This is a genomic window from Vibrio sp. J502 (assembly GCF_025397955.1).
Taxonomy (GTDB): domain Bacteria; phylum Pseudomonadota; class Gammaproteobacteria; order Enterobacterales; family Vibrionaceae; genus Vibrio; species Vibrio anguillarum.
Map to the genome: position 1 here is coordinate 90,731 of NZ_CP104554.1, position 23,097 is coordinate 113,827.

Here is a 23,097-nt window from a genome sequence, read left to right on the forward strand (position 1 = left end):
CCTATTGCTGTTTTTCTAATGATGTATGGCGTATCTGTACTTGGTGACCCAATTGAGCAAAGTACTCGCCAAGCTGTTGAGTCAGGTAAACGGAGCGGTGCTTACCACCGGTGCAACCAATCGCAATTGTGAGATAACTGCGGTTGTTTTTTTCGAGCATCGGCAGCCAGTATTCAACAAACTTTTGAATTTGTTGTTTAAGTTCAATTACTTCACTATGGCGTTCAAGAAACGACTTAATTGGCGCATCCAGGCCAGTTAATGGGCGAAGATCGGGTTCCCAATGTGGGTTGGGTAAAAAACGCACATCAAACACGTAGTCTGCATCGTTGGGTAGTCCATATTTGAAGCCAAAAGACTGAAACACCATCACCAGATCTTTGCGCTCACGTCCTTCAATTCGCATGCGTACGGTTTCGCTCAACTCATGCAACGATTGATTACTGCTATCGAGCACTAAATCGGCTTGCTCTTTGAGCGGTGCAAGCAGCGACTTTTCCAATTCAATCGCTTGCGCAAGTGAAGGTTTATCGGCGTTTAATGAGAGAGGATGGATACGACGCGTTTCGCTGTAGCGCTTGAGTAGTGTCTCTTTACTGGCATCGAGAAACAGCACACTAACGTCGTTATTCTGTTTTAGCTGCTCTAAAACATCCGCAACCAAACTAGGCTCTTGGGGCAAGTTACGGATATCAATACTCACCGCGACATTTTGTTTACTGCCTTGGACTGATTGAATAAACGCATCCAACAAGTTGACGGGAAGGTTATCGACACAATAGTAGCCGAGATCCTCCAGTACTCGTAAAGCAACGCTTTTCCCTGCGCCTGATTGACCACTCACAACGATTAAACGCATAGTTTCGGCTCGGTGGTTATTGGTTAGTCATGATGTCGTACAGCTCTTGATCGCTTTGTGCACTTCGAAGCTGTTTTAAAACTTGTTTGTCATTGAGGCGCTCGGCCATACAAGCGAGCGTTTTTAAATGCTCTTTGCACTGCTCTTCAGGAACGAGCAACGCAAACAGTAGATCGACAGGTCGATTATCAATAGCATCAAACTCAATCGGTTCTTCACACTGCAGCAAAACGGCAATGGCACGATCACTGTTGGTCATTCTTGCATGAGGAATGGCGATGCCATTACCAATACCAGTACTGCCCATTTTTTCTCGGCTGAGCATACATTCAAACAGCTCGGTGGAATTTTGACCTGAATACTCAGCAGCGATTTCGCTAATGATTTCTAGGGCTCTTTTTTTACTGGTGCATTGGACCGCACTTTTCGTGCAGTCCAATGAGAGTACTTCGCTTAATTGCATGATTAATGACTACTTAGCTTTTCTTTATGCTTGTTGAGTTGTCTTACGAGTTTATCCACTAAACTGTCAATGGCAGCATACATATTTTCATTGTCGGCCACGGCGTGGATATCACCTTGATTTATGTGGAGCGTAGCTTCAGCGATCTGTTGTACTTTTTCAACACGTAAAACAACCTGTACGTTATTGATATGGTCAAAAAATCGCTCAAGTTTTTGAAACTTCGAGTTTACATAGTCTTGCATTGAATCGGTCAGATCAATGTGATGGGCATTAATATTGATTTGCATAGACTTTCCTTCTCTGTTTTGTGCCTTACAGTAGGCGTTTGCGCTGACTCGATGGAGCAATGCCCAACGATTCACGGTATTTAGCTATCGTCCGTCTAGCTACCTGAATCCCTTGGTCAGCCAGTAGATCTGCAATTTTACTGTCACTTAATGGTTTGGCTGTATTTTCAGCGGCCACCAGTTTTTTAATCAGTGCTCGTATTGCAGTCGATGAACACTCTCCCCCGCTGTCGGTACTGACATGGCTGGAGAAGAAGTATTTCAATTCGAAAATACCACGCGGAGTATGCATGTACTTCTGCGTTGTCACCCTTGATATGGTGGATTCATGCATTTCTACCGCTAAAGCAACGTCATTGAGTACCATTGGCTTCATCGCCTCTTCACCATACTCAAAGAAATCACGTTGATGTTCAACAATACACTTGGCAACTTTGAGCAGTGTCTCGTTTCTACTTTCTAAACTCTTAATAAGCCATTTTGCTTCTTGCAAATTGCTGCGAATGTAGTTGCTATCGGCACTGTTACCTTTGCCTAATGCTGCATATTGTTGATTTATCTTAAGTTTTGGTACGCTATCTGGGTTTATTGTGACCACCCATTTGCCGTGATCTTTGTAAACAGACACGTCAGGCACAACGTATTCGGCGTGCTCGGTTGAAATGTTATTTCCCGGTCTTGGGTCAAGTTGTTGAATGAGCTGCAATACCTCTCGCAGATCTTCTTCTTTTAACTTGGTTTCTTTGATGATCAACTTGTAGTCACGGTTGCCGAGCAGATCAATGTGTTGGATCAGCAGCTGTTTAGCTTCTTCTAACCAAGGGGTACTGGCAGGGTAGGTCGCTAATTGTAAAAGCAGGCAGTCTTGAAGGTTGACTGAAGCCACACCGAGGGGATCAAACTGCTGAACACGTTTACGAACGGCTTCAATTTCATCAAGCTCAATATTTTCATCGGCAAAGCTTTCTAAAATATCATCCAAAGAAACGGTGAGATAACCGTAGTCATCGATGGCGTCAATCAAGGCAAGAGCAATGCTGCGGTCGGTGTCGCTAAACGGTGTGAGATCTAATTGCCACAGTAGATAATCTTGCAGGGTTTGCGTTGTTTCACCTTGGTACACGGGCATGTCATCATCAAGGGCGATCCCTGTGCTGCCTGTGTTCGCGCTGTAGACATCATCCCATGTGGTGTCGATCTCAAGCTCGCTGCTGATTTCGGATTTTTCAATTAAGTCAGAGCTGTCTTGTGGCTCAATATCTAACACCTCAGCACTGGTTTCTTTCTCCTCATTGATGCTATGAACATCGGCGGTGGCATTCTCTTCATAGGCCTCTTCAACATCCAATAATGGATTAGACTCTAGAGCCTCTTGGATCTCTTGCTGGAGTTCCAATGTGGAGAGTTGCAACAAACGAATGGCTTGTTGTAACTGCGGTGTCATCGCTAATTGTTGGCCGAGCTTCAGTTGTAATGAGGGTTTCATTCAGTGCCAGTTACCTTATTATTTTTAGAATTGATGTCACTCTCTACTTAATCATAGACGGAATTGTTCACCGAGATAAACTTGTTTTACCTCTTCATTATTGAGCACGTCATGTGGTGTACCTTCTGCGATCAAACGACCCTGGCTTACAATATAGGCTTTTTCACAGACGTCCAATGTTTCTCGAACGTTGTGGTCTGTGATTAAAACGCCTAAGCCACGATCTCGCAGGTGTTGGATGATCTTTTTAATGTCGATAACGGAAATGGGGTCGACCCCTGCAAAGGGTTCATCAAGCAAAATAAATTGTGGGTTTGCGGCAAGAGCGCGGGCAATTTCAACTCGGCGACGTTCACCACCCGATAGCGCCATCCCCGCACTATGGCGGATATGTTGAATGTGAAATTCTTCTAGTAGATCTTCGAGTTTATCTTGGCGCTCTTCACGGGTCATCGATTCACGGGTTTCAAGTACCGCCATGATGTTATCTTCGACCGATAATTTTCGAAAAATAGACGCTTCTTGAGGTAAGTAGCCGATCCCTAAGCGTGAGCGACTGTGCATAGGTAAAATGCTGATGTCGTGATCATCAATGCTGATCTTACCTTCATCACGAGCGACAAGGCCGACGATCATGTAAAACGATGTGGTTTTTCCTGCGCCGTTAGGGCCGAGTAATCCAACAATCTGCCCCGATTCTACTTGCAAGCTGACGTCAGAGACGACTTTGCGCTTTTTATAGCTTTTCGCTAAATGTTCTGCTTTAAGTATGGCCATAATTATTCTTGTGTCGTAGTGGCTTGCGGCTGAAGCACGGTCGATACTCGCTCGTTAGAGTTACCATCAGCCATCAGTTTCTGTGACGAAATTTTGTAACGAATTTTCGTACCACGGATGATGCTATCGTCTTGTGACAACATGGCTTGATCGATCATCGTCAACTGATCTTCGGCCAATTTGTAATAGAGCTCTTTCGCCTCACCATACAAGGTTTTGCCATCGTCGGTTAATTGCGAAAAAGTGGCGAGGTTGCCATATCCTTCAATTTCTTGAATGGAGCCATCTTTCGCATCACGGGTTACAATCACTTTGTCGGCGTTGATATTGATACTGCCTTGTTTGAGATTGACATTACCAAGGAGTGTCATTTGGTTGCTTTTCATGTCGAGCAGTTGGCTGTCTGCATTCAGATAAATCTGCTGAGCACTGTCGGTAGACAACGCGGATACGTGACCAGAAATCGCTAAACAAGCAATAAGACTAAGGTGTGAGAGTTTCATATCTACCTTGTACATGGTTATAAAGAATAGCGGTATTGTCGGCAAAGTTGCCTTTCATCGCTTGTCCTTGTGTTTCGAATTGTGGCCCAACCAAATCGACCTGATTATCGGCCCAAAAATCGCGATTATTGAGTTGAATGCTCATCTTAATGGTTGAAAGCGTATCAAAACTAGAATCTGCTAATAGGTTTTTTGCCAGTACGTCGTCATACAGTGTGAGTACTTGCTCTTCATCGAGTACGCCGCGTTTAGCGGTAATCTCCCACTCTTGCAAAATACCATCACGGAAGACTTTGAGTATCGGGTACTCGAAAATGGTGTCGCCACTTTTTGCGTAATGATCCAGATGCGTCGATTGAATGATGTAGCTGCGGATACCTTGCTCGTTATAGGTGGTGTTGTCGAGATTTTTTCCACTAAACGACGGTAACTCCAAGTTCGGAGCAACTTGTATATCGGTACTTTGTTCTTTATCGAACAAGTAATAGGCTGACCACGATGCGATAAAAATCAGTATCACATAGAGGACACGAGATAAACTCATACACTTAAGCCTTTGTGCACATCTAACTCACCGCGAGCTTGCAAAATCAAATCACACACTTCGCGTACAGCGCCATGCCCACCTTTTATATGGGTCACGTAGTTTGCGCGTTTAACTAATAGCGGGTGACCATCCGCGACACAGACTTTCAGCGCGACTTTTTCCATTACCGGCCAATCAATCAAGTCATCACCGATATACCCTGTGTGTTCTGGGGCAATATTGAGCTGGCGACAAATATCGTTATAGGCTTTGACCTTGTCATCCTGACCTTGATAAACCAGTGTAATGCCTAATACGGCCATACGGTTTTCGACAATTTTTGACTGCCTACCTGTGATGATCGCCACTTCAATGCCAGCATTCATCAATGATTTTATGCCGTAGCCATCTCGAGTGTGGAAGGTTTTTAGCTCTTCGCCTTGATTGCCCATATAAACTAAGCCATCAGAGAAGACGCCATCCACATCGCAGATCAGAAGTTTTATCTGCTTAGCTATATCGAGAATAGGCGGTGAGACCGGGCCGTAGAGTGTATCAATCATGGTCATCACATCACTCCTGCTTTGAGCAAATCGTGCATGTTTAATGCACCGACCAATGTGCCATTTTCGCACAGCATCAAGCCATTGATTCGTTTATCTTGCATTAGGTTTAACCCTTCGACCGCGAGCATGTTAGGGCTTGCTACCGTTGGGTTTTGCGTCATCACCTCGCTGATTGCCGCGCTGTGAATATCGATTCGTTTGTCTAAGATGCGGCGTAAATCGCCATCAGTAAAGATGCCAATAAGCTGCATGTTGCTGTCTACTACCGCGGTCATCCCCAAGCCTTTTTGACTGATCTCAAGTAAGGCATCGCGGATCAATGCATTTGGTTGCACTGTTGGTAGTGCATCGCCAATGTGCATGATATCAGAGAGCTTGAGCAACAATTTTCGACCTAAAGCCCCACCGGGATGAGACAGCGCAAAATCTTCAGCGGTAAAACCGCGTGCTTGCAAGAGTGCGACGGCTAACGCATCGCCCATCACTAGCGTTGCGGTGGTGCTGGAGGTTGGCGCAAGACCAAGCGGGCATGCTTCTTGTGGGACAGTGATTTGCAAATGAAGATCGGCCAACTTTGCCATATTCGATGACGGGTTGCCTGTCATGCTAATGATGCGAATATTGAGCCGTTTTAGCACAGTAAACAGTGATAAAATTTCCGAGGATTCGCCAGAGTTTGAAATAGCAATTACGATGTCGCCACGCTCGATCATACCAAGGTCACCGTGCGCCGCTTCTCCTGGGTGTACGAAAAATGCCGAAGTGCCAGTACTGGCTAAGGTCGCGGCAATTTTCTTACCGATATGGCCTGATTTACCCATACCCATCACCACCACTTTGCCGTGTTCATTGGCAATGATCATTTCACACGCTTGGCAAAATGAATCGTCAAAGTATTGCTCTAGCTGTTGTAAAGCCGCCATTTCGGTGGCGAGAACTTGCTGTGCAACACTGCGATAATCAAACTGATTCGACATTCGATACTCCGAGTTTGGGTTAAGCGGTCATATTCATAAGTAGATAAGCTTGGTATCCGATAAAAGCGAGGAAGAGCACGCCTCCCTCAATGCGGTTAATACTACGCGATTTCCCTAAAGCCATGGCAACCAGTAGCAGAGATACGCCAAGCATCACCCAAAAATCGCGTCCCATCGCATGCTCACTGAGTATCGATGGATTAAGAATGCCGGGTAAGCCCATCACGGCAAGAATATTGAATACGTTCGAGCCAATAATGTTGCCCACAGCCATATCATCTTCGCCTTTCAACACACTTGTGAGTGAGGCGGCCAATTCTGGCAAGCTGGTTCCAACAGCGATGATCGTCAGGCCAATGACCAAGTCGCTCATGCCAAAAAACTTAGCGATTATGACGGCGTTATCGACTAACACGCTGGCAGCAATCGGCAGAATGATAAGCCCAATTACTACCCAAATAGCCGCTTTTGCGTTGCTCACGCCTTGCGGTATTTCAGATTCCTGCTCGGCAAGTAGCGCGTCACCATTTTTTTGTTCGTTACGGCTAATGCGTAGCATCGCGATGATAAACACGGCGAAAAGTGCAAACAGCAACACACCTTCATAGAATCCTAAGTGGTTATCCCACAATAACGCACCCGCAAGTAATGTGACCGCAATCATCAGCGGCAGTTCACGGCGGAGCACCGCAGAACTAACTGACAGCGGTTTGATGAGTGCCGTAATACCCAAGATCAAAGCAATATTAGCGATGTTAGAACCGAGTACGTTACCGACGGCAGTATCGGTTTTTCCATCCAAAGCGGCCGTTGCCGATACCATCATCTCTGGTGCTGACGATCCCATTGCTAAAATAGTCATGCCGATCACTAATGGCGAGATGCCGAAGTTGCGAGCAAGCGCGGCAGAACCAAAGACTAACTTGTCAGCGCTCCAGACTAAAAACACCAAACCTACAATGAGAAACGCTACCGCTTCGATCATGATGATACCTAATTAATGAAATGAGTGAAAAAATGATGCAATTAACCGCTAATTTTGACGTGTTGGTTGCGAAAAGGGAAGCTGAAGATCCAATTAATTACGTTCAATTCATGGTTTAGTTAGCTATCCATCAATAAATGACCGGAAGATTGTTTTGGCGAAAGATGATGCTTTACTTTAGGATGTAATTGAACAGTGCTTTTAATTTTAGAACGTTATGCTTATGATTGCCCATCATTTTGGGGCGGACAACAATAGTGAAACACTCATGATGCCAATCAACGATCTTGTCACAATCAAGAATTTAACCTTCTCCCGTTCAGGACGGAAGATTTTCGATGACGTGAGTCTCAGCGTTCCGCAAGGAAAAATTACCGCCATTATGGGGCCATCGGGTATTGGTAAAACCACTTTGCTACGTCTTATTGGCGGACAACTGTTTCCTGAACAAGGTGAGATTTGGTTCGACAAACAAAACATCCCGATGCTCAGTCGCAAAAAGCTGTATCAAGCTCGTAAAAAAATGAGCATGTTGTTTCAGTCGGGCGCGTTATTTACCGATTTAAATGTGTTCGATAATGTGGCTTTCCCTTTACGTGAACACACTCAATTAGATGAATCGCTGATTAAGACATTAGTTTTACTAAAATTAGAAGCGGTTGGTCTGCGCGGTGCCGCCTTGCTCATGCCGAGCGAATTATCCGGTGGCATGGCAAGAAGGGCTGCATTAGCGCGCGCGATTGCGCTGGATCCGGAACTGATCATGTATGATGAGCCGTTTGTGGGGCAAGACCCGATCACCATGGGCGTGCTGGTGGAATTGATCCGCAATTTGAATCAAGCTTTAGGGGTGACCTCGATAGTGGTCTCTCATGATGTTCCTGAAGTGATGAGCATTGCCGATTGGGTTTATTTGCTGGCTGACGGCAAAGTGATTGCCAAAGGAACGCCAAACGATCTTTACCAAAATAGCGATCCTCGCGTACAACAATTTTTACAAGGCGAGGCTGATGGCCCTGTACCATTTCGCTTTCCAGCGCAAAGCCTAGAAAAGGATCTATTCTCATGATGTCTACATTGACTGACTGGATTGAAGGGCTCGGTCGCCGTACGCTCGAATTTTGCCAAGCCTTTGGCAAAGCGAGCTTGATGCTGTTTGGCGCATTAGTGAGCCGCCCACGGCCTATTCAGAATTTTCCATTGTTAGTGAAGCAGCTCTACAGTGTTGGTGTTCAGTCGCTGGCGATTATTGTCGTTTCTGGCTTGTTCATTGGCATGGTGTTGAGCCTGCAAGGCTATGTGATTTTGGTCGATTACGGCGCGGAAGGTAGCCTTGGGCAGATGGTCGCGCTCTCTTTATTGCGTGAACTTGGCCCCGTGGTGACTGCGCTGCTGTTTGCTGGGCGTGCTGGTTCTGCACTTACCGCTGAGATCGGCCTGATGAAAGCCACCGAGCAGCTTTCCAGTTTAGAGATGATGGCGGTTGATCCGCTCAAACGTATTATCGCTCCTCGCTTTTGGGCTGGGCTAATATCAATGCCGTTGCTAGCGATGATTTTTATGGCGGTCGGCATTTGGGGAGGCCAGCTTGTTGGCGTGGATTGGAAAGGGATTGATCACGGCAGTTTTTGGTCTGCGATGCAGTCATCGGTAGAGCTAGGGCAAGATATTGGCAACAGTATGATCAAGTGCGTGATGTTTGCCATCACAGTGACTTGGATTGCACTGTTTAACGGTTACGATGCTATTCCAACCTCGGAAGGTATTAGCCGTGCCACCACAAGAACCGTAGTGCATTCGTCTTTAGCTGTATTAGGGCTAGACTTTGTACTCACCGCATTGATGTTTGGGAATTAATCATGCAGCAAACACGAAAAATAGAACTTTGGGTCGGTAGCTTTGTCCTTGCTGGAATTTGCGCAATTCTGGTGATGATTTTTCAGGTCGCTGACGTAAAAGGGTTGGGTTCCAACCATACTTACCAATTGAAAGCTGAATTTGACAATATCGGTAGTTTAAAAGTGCGCTCGCCAGTCAAAGTGGGTGGTGTAGTCGTTGGGCGAGTGGCCGAGATTAAACTCGATAGAAAGAGCTTGCTTCCGGTGGTCACTATGGCTATTAACAGTCAATATGATCAATTTCCAGAAACGTCGAGTGTGCAAATTCTAACTTCTGGATTGATCGGCGAGCAGTACATTGGGCTTGTGCCCGGTTTTGTCTTTGAAGATGAACAGATGTTAAAAGAGGGCGACTTAATTGAAGACACAAAATCCGCCCTCGTATTAGAAGATTTGATTGGTCAAGTGCTGTATAGCGTCGGTGGTGGCTCACAAAAAAAAGGTAAGGAGTAACAACAGTGTTTATAACAACAGAGTTTATAAAAACAGTGTTTAAACGGACGTTGATTTTTGTATTTACCCTCTTTGCCTCCATGTTTGTGCAAGCGGCCAATGTGGATAAAACCCAGCCCTATACCATGATGAAGCAGGTGTCTGAAACGGCATTTACTCGTTTGAAAGCCGAACAAGAAGCGATTCACCACCATCCTGAATATTTGAAAGAAATTGTGGAACAGGAGCTGATGCCTTACGTCAATGAGCAGTATGCGGCACTGAAGTTATTGGGCCCAAACTTAAAAGGGGCCAAGCGTGAAGATGTCGCCACTTTCATCACCGCATTTCGTGCCTATCTTGTCAGTGCATATGCGCAAGTATTGACTCAGTACAGTAACCAAATTATTGAGTTCGAGCCTGAACAGGCGGTGTCGGATGATAAACGCATTACCAGCGTGAAGGTGGATATTATTGATACGCCACGACCGAACATCAAACTTGAGTTTAAATTGCGCAAAGAGAAAAATGGCGAATGGCAAGCCTTTGATATGATTGCAGAAGGAGTGAGTTTGCTCTCCAGTAAGCAATCTGAATGGAGCGGTAAAATTCGCCAAGATGGCATCTTAGCGGTTGCCAATGAACTGCAACAATTGGCGGATCAGCCGATCCGTTTTGAAGGTAAAGCGCAATGATTCATCCGCAGTGGCATCAAACTGATATGCCGATTGCGGCTTTGTCGGGCGCATTAGACAGAGAGCATTTGCCTGATTTATGGGCGTTTATCCAAAAATGGAACCCGGTGAGTACACAGTTTGAGATTGAACTGAAAAACGTTGAACGCATAGACTCTGCTGGAATGGTGATGTTAATCCACCTAATAGAGCATGCAAAAAAACGAAACTGTCATATAATGCTCAGTTTCGTGCCAGAGCAACTGCGCACACTATTCCAATTGAGCAACGTTGATCGTTTAATGGCTCAACATATAAAGAATTAAGCAGGGGAACATTGTGGATAGCGCAAAAGTACAACAGTTATTAGAACAAGCACTAAACCTTGAAGAGATCCACGTCAAAGGTGAAGGTAGCCACTATGAAGTTATCGCTGTTGATGCTTGTTTTGCAGGGATGAGTCGCGTTAAAAAACAACAACTAATTTATGCTCCACTGATGGAGTACATTCAAAGAAACGACATTCATGCTCTTTCTATTAAAGCGTTCACACCAACAGAGTGGGCTCGTGATAAAAAGTTGATGTCGCTGTAAGGTTTATTGATGGAAAAGTTTCGAGTTATTGGGTCAACACAACCTCTTCAAGGTGAAGTGACCATTTCCGGTGCCAAAAACGCTGCACTGCCTATTTTATTTGCGTCTATTTTGGCCTCTGAGCCAGTAGAAGTGGCCAATGTGCCACACCTTCGTGATATTGATACCACAATGGAACTGCTCAAACGTTTAGGCGCTAAAGTCGAACGTAATGGCTCAGTTCATGTCGATCCTAGTCAAATTGATGAATATTGCGCGCCGTATGATTTAGTCAAAACCATGCGTGCTTCTATTTGGGCTCTCGGTCCATTAGTGGCTCGTTTTGGTTATGGACAAGTCTCATTGCCTGGAGGCTGTGCCATTGGCGCCCGCCCTGTCGATCTGCATATTCACGGTTTAGAGCAGCTTGGTGCCACCATCACCTTAGAAGATGGCTACGTGAAAGCCAGTGTCGAAGGTCGTCTACAAGGTGCACACATCGTCATGGATAAAGTGAGCGTGGGGGCCACGATTACTATTATGTGCGCTGCAACCCTTGCCGAAGGCACAACCGTGCTCGACAACGCTGCGCGTGAGCCTGAAATTGTCGATACCGCACTGTTTTTGAATAAGCTGGGTGCAAAAGTGTCCGGTGCAGGCACCGATACCATTACCATTGAAGGTGTTGAACGTTTGGGTGGTGGTAAACACGCTGTTGTGGCTGATCGCATTGAAACGGGCACGTTTTTAGTCGCGGCGGCTGTTTCTCGCGGAAAAATTGTTTGCCACAACACTCACTCGCATTTGTTAGAGGCCGTGCTAGCAAAACTGGAAGAAGCGGGCGCTGAGATTGAAACGGGCGAGGGCTGGATAAGCCTTGATATGACCGGAAAAGAGCTTAAAGCGGTTTCGATTCGCACTGCGCCTCATCCTGGCTTTCCAACCGATATGCAAGCACAATTTACCCTACTCAATATGATGGCAAAAGGTGGTGGCAAGATCACTGAAACCATCTTTGAAAACCGTTTTATGCACGTTCCTGAACTGATGCGTATGGGAGCAAAAGCGGAGATTGAAGGGAATACAGTGATTTGTGGTGATGTGGAATCGTTGAGTGGCGCGCAGGTGATGGCGACCGATCTACGTGCCTCAGCCAGCCTAGTGATTGCCGGTTGTATCGCAAAAGGTGAAACCATCGTCGATCGCATCTACCATATCGATCGCGGTTACGAAAGAATTGAAGATAAACTGTCGGCTCTTGGCGCTAATATTGAGCGCATTCAAGTCAGCAGTTAAACTCTCGCTCATGCAATGGAGCCGAAATCTCTGGGTTTCGGCTTTTTTATCTTTGCTCATTTTTTATCTTTGTTCCATGGAGAACTGAAATGATTGCTCTTTTGCGTCTATTGGCAGTCGCACTGTTTGCCATTGTGATGTTTGTTTTTGGATGTGGTTACTGCTTACTTAGCCCACGCAATCCCAAACATGTATTTACGTTTGGGCGTTTATTTGCCCGTATGTCAAAATTGATGGGCATTAAATTAGAACTGCGTATCCCAGAAGATGCTTATCAACGCGGCCAGCACATCTACATTGCGAATCATCAAAATAACTGGGATCTGTGTACTGTTGCTGCGGCTGTGACGCCGAAAGTCGTGACAGTAGGAAAAAAAAGCTTAGTTTGGACACCTGTATTTGGTCAGTTGTATTGGTTAACAGGAAATATTTTAATTGATAGAGCCAATCGCAACAAAGCCAAAGGCACCATTGATCAAGTTGTCGATAGCATCAAAACCAGTGATGTGTCTGTGTGGATGTTTCCAGAAGGTACTCGCTCGCGTGGCCGTGGCATGCTGCCCTTTAAAATGGGGGCGTTTCATGCGGCAATTGGCGCAGGTGTACCGATTATCCCCATCGTTTGTAGCTCAACTAATGATATTAAGCTGAACCGTTGGGACAATGGTCATGTGATTGTTGAGATGCTGCCACCGATCAGTATTGAAGGATATGGGAAAGAAAACTTACGGGAATTAGCGACATTATGCCGTGAGCAGATGGTGGCCAAATTAGCGCAACTGGATGAAGAGGTCGCGATGCTTGATGGTAAGAAAGTCACATCACGCAGCCAGTAACCGCTTTACCGAATGGTGGGGAAAAGAAGTATGAAGGTGGTGCCTTGTCCCACTTCAGATTCGACCTGCATTTTCCCACCATGCTTTTCAACAATACTGTATGAAATCGATAAACCCAAACCCGTCCCTACGCCGACAGGTTTGGTGGTGAAGAAAGGATCAAACACCTTGTTGATGATGTCTTGATTCATGCCATGCCCATTATCCGCCACAGTGACCCTCACCCAGCGTTTCCCTTTTTCGACCACAGAATCGGTGCTAATCGTTAACTTTCCTTGTGCTTCGCAAGCGTGAGAGGCGTTAATAAATAGGTTCATAAACACTTGTTGTAGCTCTGCTGATATCCCATTGATTTTCGGCAAAGCCTCATCCAATCGCTGCTCGACTTCCATCGTATATTTAAATTGGTTCCAGACCATGTGTAGTGTCGATTCAATACACGAATTTAACTCACACTCGACAAATCGGCCATCACTGGAGTGAGAAACGCTTTGTAGGCTAGTGACAATGTCTTTTACGCGGAGCAATCCACCCGAAGTCTCTTGAAGCATGTCAGTTAAATCACTTTCGACAAAACCAATATCATGTCGTTGATAATAATCTTGATAATTGCGGTAGAAATCTGTGTTAGCAATTTCGGCTTTGTGCTGTGCTACCAAAGCGACAATTCCTATATAGGCGTGAGAGTAATCACGCAGCGTATTTAAATTACTCAGACAAAAACCGATTGGGTTATTGATCTCGTGAGCAACGCCAGCCGCCAGCAGACCGACAGAGGCCATTTTTTCTGATTGTACAAGCTGTGCTTGCGCGCTATGAAGTTGATCTAGAGTCTCTTGCAGCTCTAAAATTTTATCGTAGAGCTCGCGGCTTTTTTCTTGCAGTAACCGCTCTGCCAGCAAACGAGCCTGACGCTCACGCTCATAAATGCGTTGGTATTGCTCTATTTCACTCATGTTTGCCCTTAAAGGTGACAACAATTTCACAAAATGAAGCACCATGATGCATGCATTGGGGCTGCTCGATTTCGACTTCTTCACCAAATTGTTCTGAAGCGCCGATGATGAGTCCTTCCGCCGCAGCGCATAATTTTCTTTTCGAGGTGTAATACATGGTTAATCGATCGCCCTCGCTTTTATATTGAAATTGCGGCAAATAGGCATCAGGGTAGAGCCGCTTCACTTCTTTATGGATCACTTGATCGACCGAAATCAAAAACTCTAATAAGTTGTTTTTATTTGGGTAATTTTCAGGAAGGCTGTTGTACAGGCGAGAAAATAGGTATTGTCCATAAAGCCGGACTAAATCATCGGTGGGGATGTTTTTCTTCTCGCTCAAATAAGCCACCATTGCAAGCAGTTCGTCATCGGAGTATTGCTCTCCAGCGGTGTATATACCTTGAGAGCTAGGTTTTAAATCCTCGAGCATTTGATCCCAAAACAGTGCGCCAAATTTTTCGATGACTAAATCAGAAAGAACGGTATAGATAATCCCTTGCATTTCACTACCTCGAACGGTTCAAAGTATGATAAGTGTTGGTGACTAACCCTAAAGTAGCAAGTGTGAGGTGTAAAAATTGATTTTTTGGATTAAACAAAAACCTCGAACGGGGTTCGAGGTTTGAAAAAGCACATTCACGTCAGAGTGGTATGCTGGTGGTGCTTACACTGTGCTGATTATGAGCAATACTTATTTACGTACCGCAATCGCTTCAATTTCAATACCCACATCTTTGGGTAAGCGAGCGACTTCTACGCATGAACGCGCTGGGTAGTTTGCCACGTTATGTTCATCAAAAAACTTACCGTAGACTTCATTCACCGTGCCAAAATCATTCAGATCTTTAACAAATACAGTCATTTTTACGATGTCAGAAACTGTTAAGCCAGAAGATTCGACCACGGCTTTTACGTTGTCGAGAGATTGACGAGCCTGCACTGCGATATCTGCTGACACTTCACCGGTGACTGGGTTGACTGGAATTTGCCCTGAAGTTAGCACCATATTGCCAAGATCGACACCTTGTACATAAGGGCCAATTGCGGCAGGAGCGGATTCGGTATGAAGTACTTTAGTCATGATTGTGTTCCATCTGTTTTTATGGGAAGGGTAGGCGTCAGTTTGCCTTTAAAGAAACGGCAGGTAAAGTGCAAAATGCCCCACTAAAGTGAGGCATCGATAGACTTAAACGGGGTTAATTATGACTCGCGTTCGGTCACAATCTCACGTGAGTAAACTTTCTCACAATACTTACATTTCAAACGAATATCGTTTTTCTTTTCGAAAACCTTAAAGCTGCTTCGACTGGTTCATTGTGGGAAATACAGTTGCTGTTTGGGCAGGCAAAAACATCATTGATCTGCTCAGGCAGTGTCAACGCTAGCTTTTTCACCACTTGGTAGTTTTCGATTTGGTTGACAGTCGCATGCGGTGCATAAAGTGCTAATTTATTGGCTTGGGCTTCATTAATGAACACATTTTCAATCTTCAGCAGATCTTTTGCGCCCAGCGCGGAAGAGGGTAAATTTAAGCCAATCGTGACACGTTGATGAGAATTGTGCATATCGAATAACTTTAATACTTTAATACCGATTTGCGCAGGAATGTGGTCGATAACCGTGCCGTTTTTAATTGCTTCAACCTGCAATTGAGTCTCTTTAGTCATGGTTGGGGCTCCTTTATTACAGGGTTTCGTTTAACACAAGCGCCAGCAAAGCTTCACGGGCGTAGACCCCGTTTTCTGCTTGTTGGAAGAAGTAAGCGTGCTTCGTTTTGTCCACATCAACGGTGATTTCATCCACGCGCGGAAGCGGATGCAGCACTTTTAAGTTATCACGCGCACCTTCAAGCATGGCGGCTGTTAAAATATACGCCGATTTAATGTGCGCGTACTCTGATTCATCAAAGCGCTCTTTTTGGACGCGCGTCATATACAGAATATCTAACTGTGGAATAACGCTTTCCATATCGGTGTGCAGGCTGTACTCAATGCCTGCATCATCTAACTCTTCGCAAATATAGTCAGGCATAGCCAGCGCATCCGGCGCAACAAAGAAGAAGCGAATGTGGTTAAATTTAGCCAAAGCTTGGGTTAAAGAATGGACGGTACGGCCATATTTCAAGTCGCCAACAAAGGCGATATTAATGTTATCTAAACGGCCTTGTGTTTCGGCAATGGTGAACAAATCAAGCAGTGTTTGGGTTGGGTGCTGGTTAGCACCGTCGCCAGCGTTAATCACAGGAACGCCGTTTGAAAATTCAGAGGCTAAACGTGCTGCGCCTTCTTGGGGGTGGCGCATCACAAACGCATCCACATAAGAGGAGATCACTTGTACAGAATCGGCCAATGTTTCGCCTTTTTTCGCCAGTGACGTATTGCCACCATTATCAAAGCCAATCACGCTGCCGCCGATGCGTTGAATAGCGGTTTCAAAAGACTAACGAGTACGAGTCGACGGCTCAAAAAAGCAGCTTGCTACCACTTTGTGCTTGATCAGCTCTGGTTTTGGTTCCGCTTTGAGTTGGCCTGCGGTTTTCACAATCAATTCCAGCTCGTCACGAGAGAGCTCCGGAATCGAAATAATGTGCTTTTGATAAGCGAATTCACCATGGTCCGTCTTCCCTATAATTTTTAGTAGCCATAAAAAAGCCCCCCAATAGGGAGGCTTTAAAAATCAAGAGAGGGGAAAAATAACGCGCCCAGTAAGTCAGCACGCTGACCTACATTGAATCGAATTGCGTTGTAGATGTGAATAACAACGTCCGTTTTCATAGCTACCCCTCAGACAAATTGCTGGGAATTATACGCTTTCGTTGTGTGAGCGCAAGCGATTACCTCGCAATCCTCTTCATCATTGCACTGTCGCTGCGTTAGCTGCTTTCACTCACCCGAATCACTTACTCATGTAAGTTCATCGGGCTTCGTTCTCTTGCTGCCTTGCGACAGCACCAATGATTTTGAGGATTAAAAGTCGCTTTGGCACTGTCGCGGCGTTAGCTGTTTTCACTCACCCGAATCACTTACTCATGTAAGTTCATCGGGCTTCGATCCATTGTTGCCTTGTTTTTTTTAAGCGCCGAGAGTCGCGACCATCACAGCTTTGATGGTGTGCATGCGGTTTTCAGCTTCATCAAACACAATCGAATATTCAGACTCAAACACCTCTTCGGTGACTTCCAAACCTTTCATACCATATTTTTCCGCCACCTCTTTACCTACAGTGGTTTCGTCGTTATGAAACGCAGGCAAGCAGTGCATAAATTTTTACCTGTGGATTATCAGTTTGCTTAATCACATTCATATTGATTTGGTAAGGTGTCATTAAGCCACGCGTTCATCCCATGCATCGGCTGATTCGCCATGGAAACCCAACGTCGGTATAGAGAAAATCGCATCCTTGCACGCCTTCTTGTACATTTTCAGTGAGCGTGATTTGGGCTCCCGTCTGCTTGGCAATTTCTTGGCAAGTGGTGACGAGTGATGCTTCTGGCCAAAACGGTTTGGGTGCCACAAGGCGAATATCCATGCCCATTTTTGCTGCGCCCACCATCAGGAATTGCCCATGTTATTGCGCGCATCGCCTAGATAAGCCAGTGACACTTGGTGCAACTGCTTACCACGGCCATGCTCAATCATGGTTAAAAAGTCAGCTAAAATCTGTGTTGGGTGGAAACTCGTTGGTGAGCCGTTTCCATACAGGAACGCCAGCATGTGCGCCAAGCTCTTCGACAATTTCTTGTCCAAACCGCGATATTGGATGCCATCGTACATTCTTCCGAGTACGCGAGCGGTGTCTTTCATCGACTCTTTATGACCATTTGCGACCCTGATGCCCGATTGTAAGAGACTTGAGCGCCTTGAGTCGAAACGCGGCCACTTCAAATGCACATCGTGTTCGTGATGAGGCTTTCTCAAAAATCAGCGCAATATTTTAACCCGCTAATCTTTTCTGTTCTGATCCGGCGTATTTCGGCTTTTTTGAGATCAGCAGAGAGATTGAGCAGAAATTGGATCTCTTTCGGCGTGGAAATCGAGCAGTTTTAGAAAGTTGCGGTGATGCGTTAATTGAAAGCCATATCCAGTCCTAAACGGTGAATGATGAATGGCCTTAGTAAAACATATAAATGCTAAATTTGTGAATAATTATTTTAAAATAAAGGCGAGATATTAATAATATCTCGCCTAATGTGATTATAAATTCTCTTCAGCGAATTCGGCCAAGCGGCTGCGCACGACGCCATTTAAGTGAATGTTGGCGCTGCCTTCAAAGTTTTTAAAGCGCTCAACCATGTAGGTCAAACCTGAGGTCACCGGGGTTAAGTAGTGGGAGTCAATCTGCGCTAAGTTACCAGAGCAGACAATTTTAGTGCCCTCACCACAGCGCGTGATGATGGTTTTGATTTGAGAAGCGGTTAAATTTTGACACTCATCGAGTAACACAAAGGCATTTTGGATTGAGCGCCCACGCATAAAGTTGATCGATTTAAACTGGATATTGGCTTTATCGCAGATGTATTTGAGTGAACCTTCGGTGCAGTGATCGTTTTTGTGCAAGGCTTCCAGTGTATCCGTTACCGCGGCCAGCCACGGCATCATTTTCTCTTCCTCTGTTCCGGGTAAGAAGCCGATCGACTCTCCGATATCTGGCGTGTTACGGGTGACGATGATCTTATCGAACATCTTCTTCTCAATGGTTTGTTCAAGAGCGGCGGCCATCGCGAGCAGCGTTTTCCCGCTACCAGCGGCTCCAGTTAAAATCACCAAATCAATGCTTGGATCAAGCAAAGCATCAAGTGCCATCGCTTGGTATATTTTTCGGGGTGATGTCCCACGCTTTGCGGTGCATCATTCTCTCGCGACCAATATCAAGCAGCGTGATTTTGTCTGTGTTGATTTCATGCACGCGCGCCGAAAAATCGCTTTCTTCATCAATGACATATTGATTAATAAAGGTCGGATCAAATGGCGCCTTATCTAGCGTATGAAAGGCTTTTCCGCCGACGGTTCTGCTCTCAACTTCATCGACGTTGCTCCAAAAGTTGCCTTCACGAACTTGGAAGCCTTTGGTCAGGTACTGAACATCATCAATCAATTGGTCAGTGCGGTAATCCTCAACATAGCGCACGCCTGCACCTTTAGCGCGCAATCGCATGTTGATGTCTTTGGTGATGAGAACCACAGCGCGTGGCGCTCGTTTCGCTTGCAGGTAAAGAACAGCATTGAGGATACGGTTATCGCCGGCTTTGTCAGCAAAGGCTTTGACGGTTTCTTGCAACTCAAAGTCGGCGAGAATCGAGATAGTTCCCGTCTTGCTGGCCTCTTTAGAGAATGGAATACCTTCGGTAATTTCGTCTGGGGTGGCATCGTGAAATAAGTGTTCTAAAGCACGAATTGCGACCCGCGCATCTCGTGCAACATCGCGTTTGCTGTCTTTGATCCGGTCAAGTTCTTCAAGAACGGTCATCGGAATGACGACGTCATGCTCTTGGAAGGAGTAAATGGCTAAAGGTTCATGAAGCAGGATGTTGGTATCAAGTACAAACAGTTTCCGATCGGTATCGCCCATAAGCGTCTCCTTGCTGCTACGCAGCGTGCTTAACAAAAGATGCCAGCAAGTAGAGGTTATCGATCAATGGATGCCGGTAGTGACTCGATCGCTCGATGACTTACTGCAAGCCTGTGTTGATACTCATTGTCTGTTTGGTTCTGCATGCTTCGTGCCAGAGTCATCCTTTTGGCTGGCAAAGCAAGCATCGTTACAACAAGTATAGCAACCTTGTTTACTACAAATGCCACCGATTTCTTACAGTTTGATGTCAACCAAAAGTTGAAGAAAAAAATCTTGGTTATCCTTCGCTTTACACGTGACCTGTATCACGCCATCAAGTAAGATTAGCGACCTTTTTCTGCACCACACTCCAACAACAATCATAATTAGGGGTTGCCTTCACGTGGTAGCAGATCGATACAATCCATTCCAAATAAATAAGGTAGTCGATTCATGAGTTTTGCTTTGGGGCAACGCTGGATAAGCGATACAGAAAGTGATCTTGGTTTAGGTACTGTGGTAGCGCTTGATGCGCGTACTGTGACCTTGATGTTTGCTGCATCAGAAGAAAACCGCGTTTATGCACGCAGTGACGCCCCGGTAACACGAGTGACGTTCAACAGCGGCGATGTGGTTGAAAGCCAAGAAGGCTGGTCGCTACGCGTTGAGCAAGTTGTTGAAGAACAAGGACTACTCACTTATCTCGGTACGCGCGAAGACAACGATGAAAGCGGCGTGGCGCTACGTGAAATTTTCTTAAGTCACCAAATCCGTTTCAACAAACCGCAAGATAAATTGTTCGCAGGTCAAATTGATCGCATGGATAATTTTGTGTTGCGTTATCGCGCCCTGACTAACCAATATCAACAACACAAAAGCCCAATGCGTGGTTTATGTGGCATGCGCGCGGGCCTGATTCCTCATCAGCTTTATATCGCACATGAGGTTGGCCGTCGCCATGCGCCCCGCGTGTTATTAGCCGATGAAGTCGGGTTAGGTAAAACCATTGAAGCGGGGATGATCATTCATCAACAAGTGCTTTCTGGCCGCGCGGAACGTATTTTAATTGTGGTGCCGGAAACCTTGCAGCACCAATGGTTGGTGGAGATGATGCGTCGCTTTAATCTTCATTTCTCCATTTTTGATGAGGAGCGCTGTGTTGAAGCGTTCGCTGAAGCACATAACCCTTTTGATACTCAGCAATATGTGCTTTGTTCGCTCGATTTTCTGCGTAAAAGTCGTCAACGTTTTGAACAAGCACTTGAGGCGGAGTGGGATCTATTGGTGGTGGATGAAGCGCACATCTAGAATGGAGCCAAGATAAACCAAGCCGCGAATACCAAGTGGTCGAAGGGCTAGCGCAAAACACCCCAGCGGTACTGCTGCTAACGGCAACGCCGGAGCAATTGGGCCGTGAAAGCCACTTTGCGCGTTTGCGTTTGCTCGATCCCGATCGTTTTTACGATTATGAGGCGTTCGTTGAAGAAGAAGAGCAATATGCGCCCGTAGCCGATTCAGTCAGTGCCCTGTTTTCGGGTGAGAAGTTGCAAAACGAAGCCAAAAACCAAATCACCGAGCTACTTTCAGAGCAAGACGTTGAGCCGCTGTTTCGCATTATTGAAAGCGATGCCGATGAAGAGAGCAAAGCCTCTGCTCGCCAAGAGCTGATTGATAATCTGATGGATCGCCATGGCACAGGCCGCGTGCTGTTTAGAAACACCCGCGCTGCGATTAAAGGATTCCCTGTGCGTAATGTGCACTTGATGCCGATGGAAATCCCCACGCAATACACGACTTCGATGCGAGTGGCTGGCATGATCGGCGGTAAGCTCAGTGCTCAGGCTCGCGCGATGAAAATGCTCTATCCCGAAGAGATTTTCCAAGAGTTTGAAGGCGATGATGCAAGCTGGTGGCAGTTCGATTCTCGCGTGAATTGGCTGCTTGAAAAAGTGAAAGAGAAACGCAGCGAAAAGATTTTAGTGATCGCTTCTCGCGCTAGCACCGCGTTACAACTGGAGCAAGCGCTGCGTGAGCGTGAAGGCATTCGCGCTACGGTTTTTCATGAAGGTATGTCGATTTTAGAACGTGATAAAGCCGCCGCTTATTTCGCACAAGAAGAGGGTGGCGCGCAAGTGCTTATCTGTAGTGAAATCGGCTCTGAAGGGCGTAACTTCCAATTTGCTAACCAGTTGGTGATGTTTGATCTGCCGTTTAACCCAGATCTTTTAGAGCAACGCATTGGCCGTTTGGATCGTATTGGTCAACACCGTGATATCGATATCCATGTGCCGTACCTTAAAGGCACATCGCAAGCGATTTTGGCGCGTTGGTTTGATGAAGGCTTGAATGCATTTGCTGAAACCTGCCCAACAGGCCGCGCTGTGTATGATAAATATACCGATGATCTGATTGACATGCTGGCTTCGGGAAATATCGATACGCTGGATGAGATCATTGAACAGTCAGCAACGCTCAACAAAACGTTGAAGGCTCAGCTTGAACAAGGGCGTGACCGACTGCTTGAAATGCATTCAAACGGTGGCGAAAAAGCATTGAAAATCGTCGAAAGTATAGCATCAACGGATGGCGATACTAACTTGGTTACTTTGATGCGATCGGTTTAAACCAAGATGATCGGGGTGAAAACGCGCTGGTGGTCACACCATCAGAGCACATGATGGTGCCAAGCTACCCCGGTTTGCCGTATGAAGGAGCGACCATCACTTTTGATCGTGATACGGCATTATCGCGTGAAGATATGAATTTCATCAGTGGGAACACCCGATGATTCAAGGCGGGATCGACCTACTGATGAGCGAAGGCGTGGGAACATCAGCGGTTTCTCTGCTGAAAAATAAAGCTCTGCCTGTTGGGACTTTGCTGCTTGAGTTGATCTATGTGGTGGATGCACAAGCGCCAAAACGCAGTGGCATCAGCCGCTTCCTTCCTCAAACACCAATCCCGTTTGATGATGGGATGCGCGTGGTAATGATCTCTCCGCGCAAGTTGAGTTTGAAAGCTTCAACCGCCAATTAAGCCTGTGAATCGTCATTTGGCCAGCAAGGCTTGTTACGTCGACGAGATGTCAAAAAGATGTAGCATAGCTTAATTGCTGCCAGTGAAAGCCAAGTTGTGAGCCGTGTTGAAGCGATTCGTGACAAGCGCAAAAAGAGATGCAGTCGAGCTTAAACGGTGAACTGGAGCGCTATTGGCGCTTAAAGCAGTCAACCCGAAACATTCGTGATGGAGAGAATCAGCGCGATTGAAGAGCAGATTAACGAGTTAAGCGGTTACATCGGTAAAGCGCAATTCCAACTGGATTCGTTGCGTTTAATCGTTGTGACGCATAACTGATCCCTTTACTTGGCCCTTGTGGCGTTTACATTAAAAATAAACAAAGGCCTTTTC

The 23,097-nt window shown here is 45.9% G+C and carries 26 protein-coding genes and 3 pseudogenes; 10 read left to right on the forward strand and 19 right to left on the reverse strand.

Annotated features, from left to right (window positions below; all coding sequences use genetic code 11):
* Position 1 precedes the first annotated feature (1 nt).
* Genes rapZ through N5E84_RS00565 form a run of 10 tightly spaced genes read right to left on the reverse strand, consistent with a single transcriptional unit; the run spans position 2 to position 7,432 of the window.
* On the reverse strand, positions 2–859 hold the full coding sequence (rapZ, locus tag N5E84_RS00520) for an RNase adapter RapZ (RefSeq protein ID WP_019282522.1): 858 nt from the start codon (positions 857–859) through the stop codon (positions 2–4).
* A 16-nt stretch (positions 860–875) separates the two neighbouring features.
* Positions 876–1,322, reverse strand: coding sequence for a PTS IIA-like nitrogen regulatory protein PtsN (ptsN, locus tag N5E84_RS00525; RefSeq protein WP_013855968.1), 447 nt, complete (start codon positions 1,320–1,322; stop codon positions 876–878).
* 2 nt (positions 1,323–1,324) lie between these two features.
* Positions 1,325–1,612 (reverse strand): ribosome hibernation promoting factor, encoded by a 288-nt coding sequence (gene hpf / locus N5E84_RS00530; protein ID WP_013855969.1) that lies wholly within the window; start codon positions 1,610–1,612, stop codon positions 1,325–1,327.
* Between the two features lie 25 nt (positions 1,613–1,637).
* Complete coding sequence (locus N5E84_RS00535) at positions 1,638–3,098, reverse strand: RNA polymerase factor sigma-54 (RefSeq protein WP_069212112.1); 1,461 nt, start codon at positions 3,096–3,098, stop codon at positions 1,638–1,640.
* A gap of 51 nt (positions 3,099–3,149) precedes the next feature.
* Positions 3,150–3,875: an LPS export ABC transporter ATP-binding protein gene (gene lptB / locus N5E84_RS00540; RefSeq protein WP_013855971.1), complete on the reverse strand. Its 726-nt coding sequence runs from the start codon at positions 3,873–3,875 to the stop codon at positions 3,150–3,152.
* A 2-nt stretch (positions 3,876–3,877) separates the two neighbouring features.
* The gene (gene lptA / locus N5E84_RS00545) at positions 3,878–4,378 is read right to left on the reverse strand and encodes a lipopolysaccharide transport periplasmic protein LptA (protein ID WP_017047032.1); all 501 of its coding nucleotides are present in this window, start codon (positions 4,376–4,378) and stop codon (positions 3,878–3,880) included.
* Complete coding sequence (gene lptC / locus N5E84_RS00550; protein WP_019282521.1) at positions 4,359–4,922, reverse strand: LPS export ABC transporter periplasmic protein LptC; 564 nt, start codon at positions 4,920–4,922, stop codon at positions 4,359–4,361. The genes lptA and lptC overlap by 20 nt, the downstream gene beginning before the upstream one ends.
* Positions 4,919–5,473: a 3-deoxy-manno-octulosonate-8-phosphatase KdsC gene (gene kdsC / locus N5E84_RS00555; protein ID WP_202599046.1), complete on the reverse strand. Its 555-nt coding sequence runs from the start codon at positions 5,471–5,473 to the stop codon at positions 4,919–4,921. The genes lptC and kdsC overlap by 4 nt, the downstream gene beginning before the upstream one ends.
* On the reverse strand, positions 5,473–6,447 hold the full coding sequence (gene kdsD, locus N5E84_RS00560) for an arabinose-5-phosphate isomerase KdsD (RefSeq protein WP_019282520.1): 975 nt from the start codon (positions 6,445–6,447) through the stop codon (positions 5,473–5,475). Before kdsD ends, kdsC begins: the two co-directional genes overlap by 1 nt.
* Before the next feature lie 19 nt (positions 6,448–6,466).
* Positions 6,467–7,432, reverse strand: coding sequence for a calcium/sodium antiporter (locus tag N5E84_RS00565; RefSeq protein WP_019282519.1), 966 nt, complete (start codon positions 7,430–7,432; stop codon positions 6,467–6,469).
* A gap of 271 nt (positions 7,433–7,703) precedes the next feature.
* Between N5E84_RS00565 and mlaF the strand changes: the two genes are divergently transcribed.
* The 8 genes from mlaF to N5E84_RS00605 all read left to right on the forward strand — a co-directional run bounded on the left by mlaF (position 7,704) and on the right by N5E84_RS00605 (position 13,141).
* Positions 7,704–8,501 (forward strand): phospholipid ABC transporter ATP-binding protein MlaF, encoded by a 798-nt coding sequence (gene mlaF / locus N5E84_RS00570; RefSeq protein WP_026029128.1) that lies wholly within the window; start codon positions 7,704–7,706, stop codon positions 8,499–8,501.
* The gene (gene mlaE / locus N5E84_RS00575; protein ID WP_013855979.1) at positions 8,498–9,289 is read left to right on the forward strand and encodes a lipid asymmetry maintenance ABC transporter permease subunit MlaE; all 792 of its coding nucleotides are present in this window, start codon (positions 8,498–8,500) and stop codon (positions 9,287–9,289) included. The genes mlaF and mlaE overlap by 4 nt, the downstream gene beginning before the upstream one ends.
* Positions 9,290–9,291: 2 nt before the next feature.
* On the forward strand, positions 9,292–9,783 hold the full coding sequence (mlaD, locus tag N5E84_RS00580; RefSeq protein ID WP_019282518.1) for an outer membrane lipid asymmetry maintenance protein MlaD: 492 nt from the start codon (positions 9,292–9,294) through the stop codon (positions 9,781–9,783).
* Positions 9,784–9,818: 35 nt separating this feature from the next.
* Positions 9,819–10,457 carry a phospholipid-binding protein MlaC gene (gene mlaC / locus N5E84_RS00585; protein WP_029388289.1) on the forward strand — a complete coding sequence of 213 codons (639 nt, stop codon included), beginning with the start codon at positions 9,819–9,821 and terminating at the stop codon, positions 10,455–10,457.
* Positions 10,454–10,762, forward strand: coding sequence for a lipid asymmetry maintenance protein MlaB (locus N5E84_RS00590; RefSeq protein ID WP_019282516.1), 309 nt, complete (start codon positions 10,454–10,456; stop codon positions 10,760–10,762). Before mlaC ends, N5E84_RS00590 begins: the two co-directional genes overlap by 4 nt.
* 13 nt (positions 10,763–10,775) lie before the next feature.
* Positions 10,776–11,030 carry a BolA family iron metabolism protein IbaG gene (gene ibaG, locus N5E84_RS00595; RefSeq protein ID WP_013855981.1) on the forward strand — a complete coding sequence of 85 codons (255 nt, stop codon included), beginning with the start codon at positions 10,776–10,778 and terminating at the stop codon, positions 11,028–11,030.
* A 9-nt stretch (positions 11,031–11,039) separates the two neighbouring features.
* The gene (gene murA, locus N5E84_RS00600) at positions 11,040–12,305 is read left to right on the forward strand and encodes a UDP-N-acetylglucosamine 1-carboxyvinyltransferase (RefSeq protein ID WP_026029130.1); all 1,266 of its coding nucleotides are present in this window, start codon (positions 11,040–11,042) and stop codon (positions 12,303–12,305) included.
* An 89-nt stretch (positions 12,306–12,394) separates the two neighbouring features.
* Positions 12,395–13,141 carry a 1-acylglycerol-3-phosphate O-acyltransferase gene (locus N5E84_RS00605; protein ID WP_019282515.1) on the forward strand — a complete coding sequence of 249 codons (747 nt, stop codon included), beginning with the start codon at positions 12,395–12,397 and terminating at the stop codon, positions 13,139–13,141.
* Between the two features lie 5 nt (positions 13,142–13,146).
* On the opposite strand, the gene N5E84_RS00610 is transcribed toward N5E84_RS00605, so the two are convergent.
* The 9 genes and pseudogenes from N5E84_RS00610 to N5E84_RS00650 all read right to left on the reverse strand — a co-directional run bounded on the left by N5E84_RS00610 (position 13,147) and on the right by N5E84_RS00650 (position 19,707).
* Entirely contained in the window at positions 13,147–14,097 is a 951-nt protein-coding gene (locus tag N5E84_RS00610; RefSeq protein WP_019282514.1) for a sensor histidine kinase, read from the reverse strand.
* Positions 14,090–14,641, reverse strand: coding sequence for a heme NO-binding domain-containing protein (locus N5E84_RS00615; protein ID WP_064625910.1), 552 nt, complete (start codon positions 14,639–14,641; stop codon positions 14,090–14,092). Before N5E84_RS00615 ends, N5E84_RS00610 begins: the two co-directional genes overlap by 8 nt.
* Positions 14,642–14,830: 189 nt before the next feature.
* The gene (locus N5E84_RS00620) at positions 14,831–15,220 is read right to left on the reverse strand and encodes a RidA family protein (RefSeq protein ID WP_013855986.1); all 390 of its coding nucleotides are present in this window, start codon (positions 15,218–15,220) and stop codon (positions 14,831–14,833) included.
* 178 nt (positions 15,221–15,398) lie between these two features.
* Positions 15,399–15,806: an aspartate carbamoyltransferase regulatory subunit gene (gene pyrI, locus N5E84_RS00625; RefSeq protein ID WP_410001429.1), complete on the reverse strand. Its 408-nt coding sequence runs from the start codon at positions 15,804–15,806 to the stop codon at positions 15,399–15,401.
* Between the two features lie 16 nt (positions 15,807–15,822).
* A pseudogene (pyrB, locus tag N5E84_RS00630) lies at positions 15,823–16,767 on the reverse strand (aspartate carbamoyltransferase).
* Positions 16,768–17,210: 443 nt separating this feature from the next.
* Entirely contained in the window at positions 17,211–17,399 is a 189-nt protein-coding gene (locus tag N5E84_RS00635; RefSeq protein ID WP_261676520.1) for a hypothetical protein, read from the reverse strand.
* A 76-nt stretch (positions 17,400–17,475) separates the two neighbouring features.
* The gene (locus tag N5E84_RS00640) at positions 17,476–17,691 is read right to left on the reverse strand and encodes a hypothetical protein (RefSeq protein ID WP_261676521.1); all 216 of its coding nucleotides are present in this window, start codon (positions 17,689–17,691) and stop codon (positions 17,476–17,478) included.
* A complete protein-coding gene (locus N5E84_RS00645) occupies positions 17,691–17,942 on the reverse strand; it encodes a hypothetical protein (protein WP_261676522.1) in 252 nt (83 codons plus the stop codon). The genes N5E84_RS00640 and N5E84_RS00645 overlap by 1 nt, the downstream gene beginning before the upstream one ends.
* A 390-nt stretch (positions 17,943–18,332) precedes the next feature.
* A pseudogene (locus N5E84_RS00650) lies at positions 18,333–19,707 on the reverse strand (PhoH family protein).
* A gap of 79 nt (positions 19,708–19,786) precedes the next feature.
* Between N5E84_RS00650 and N5E84_RS00655 the strand changes: the two are divergent.
* Both N5E84_RS00655 and rapA read left to right on the forward strand, forming a co-directional pair.
* On the forward strand, positions 19,787–19,912 hold the full coding sequence (locus N5E84_RS00655) for a hypothetical protein (protein ID WP_261676510.1): 126 nt from the start codon (positions 19,787–19,789) through the stop codon (positions 19,910–19,912).
* A gap of 230 nt (positions 19,913–20,142) precedes the next feature.
* Positions 20,143–23,043, forward strand: a pseudogene (gene rapA / locus N5E84_RS00660) (RNA polymerase-associated protein RapA).
* Positions 23,044–23,097: the final 54 nt, after the last annotated feature.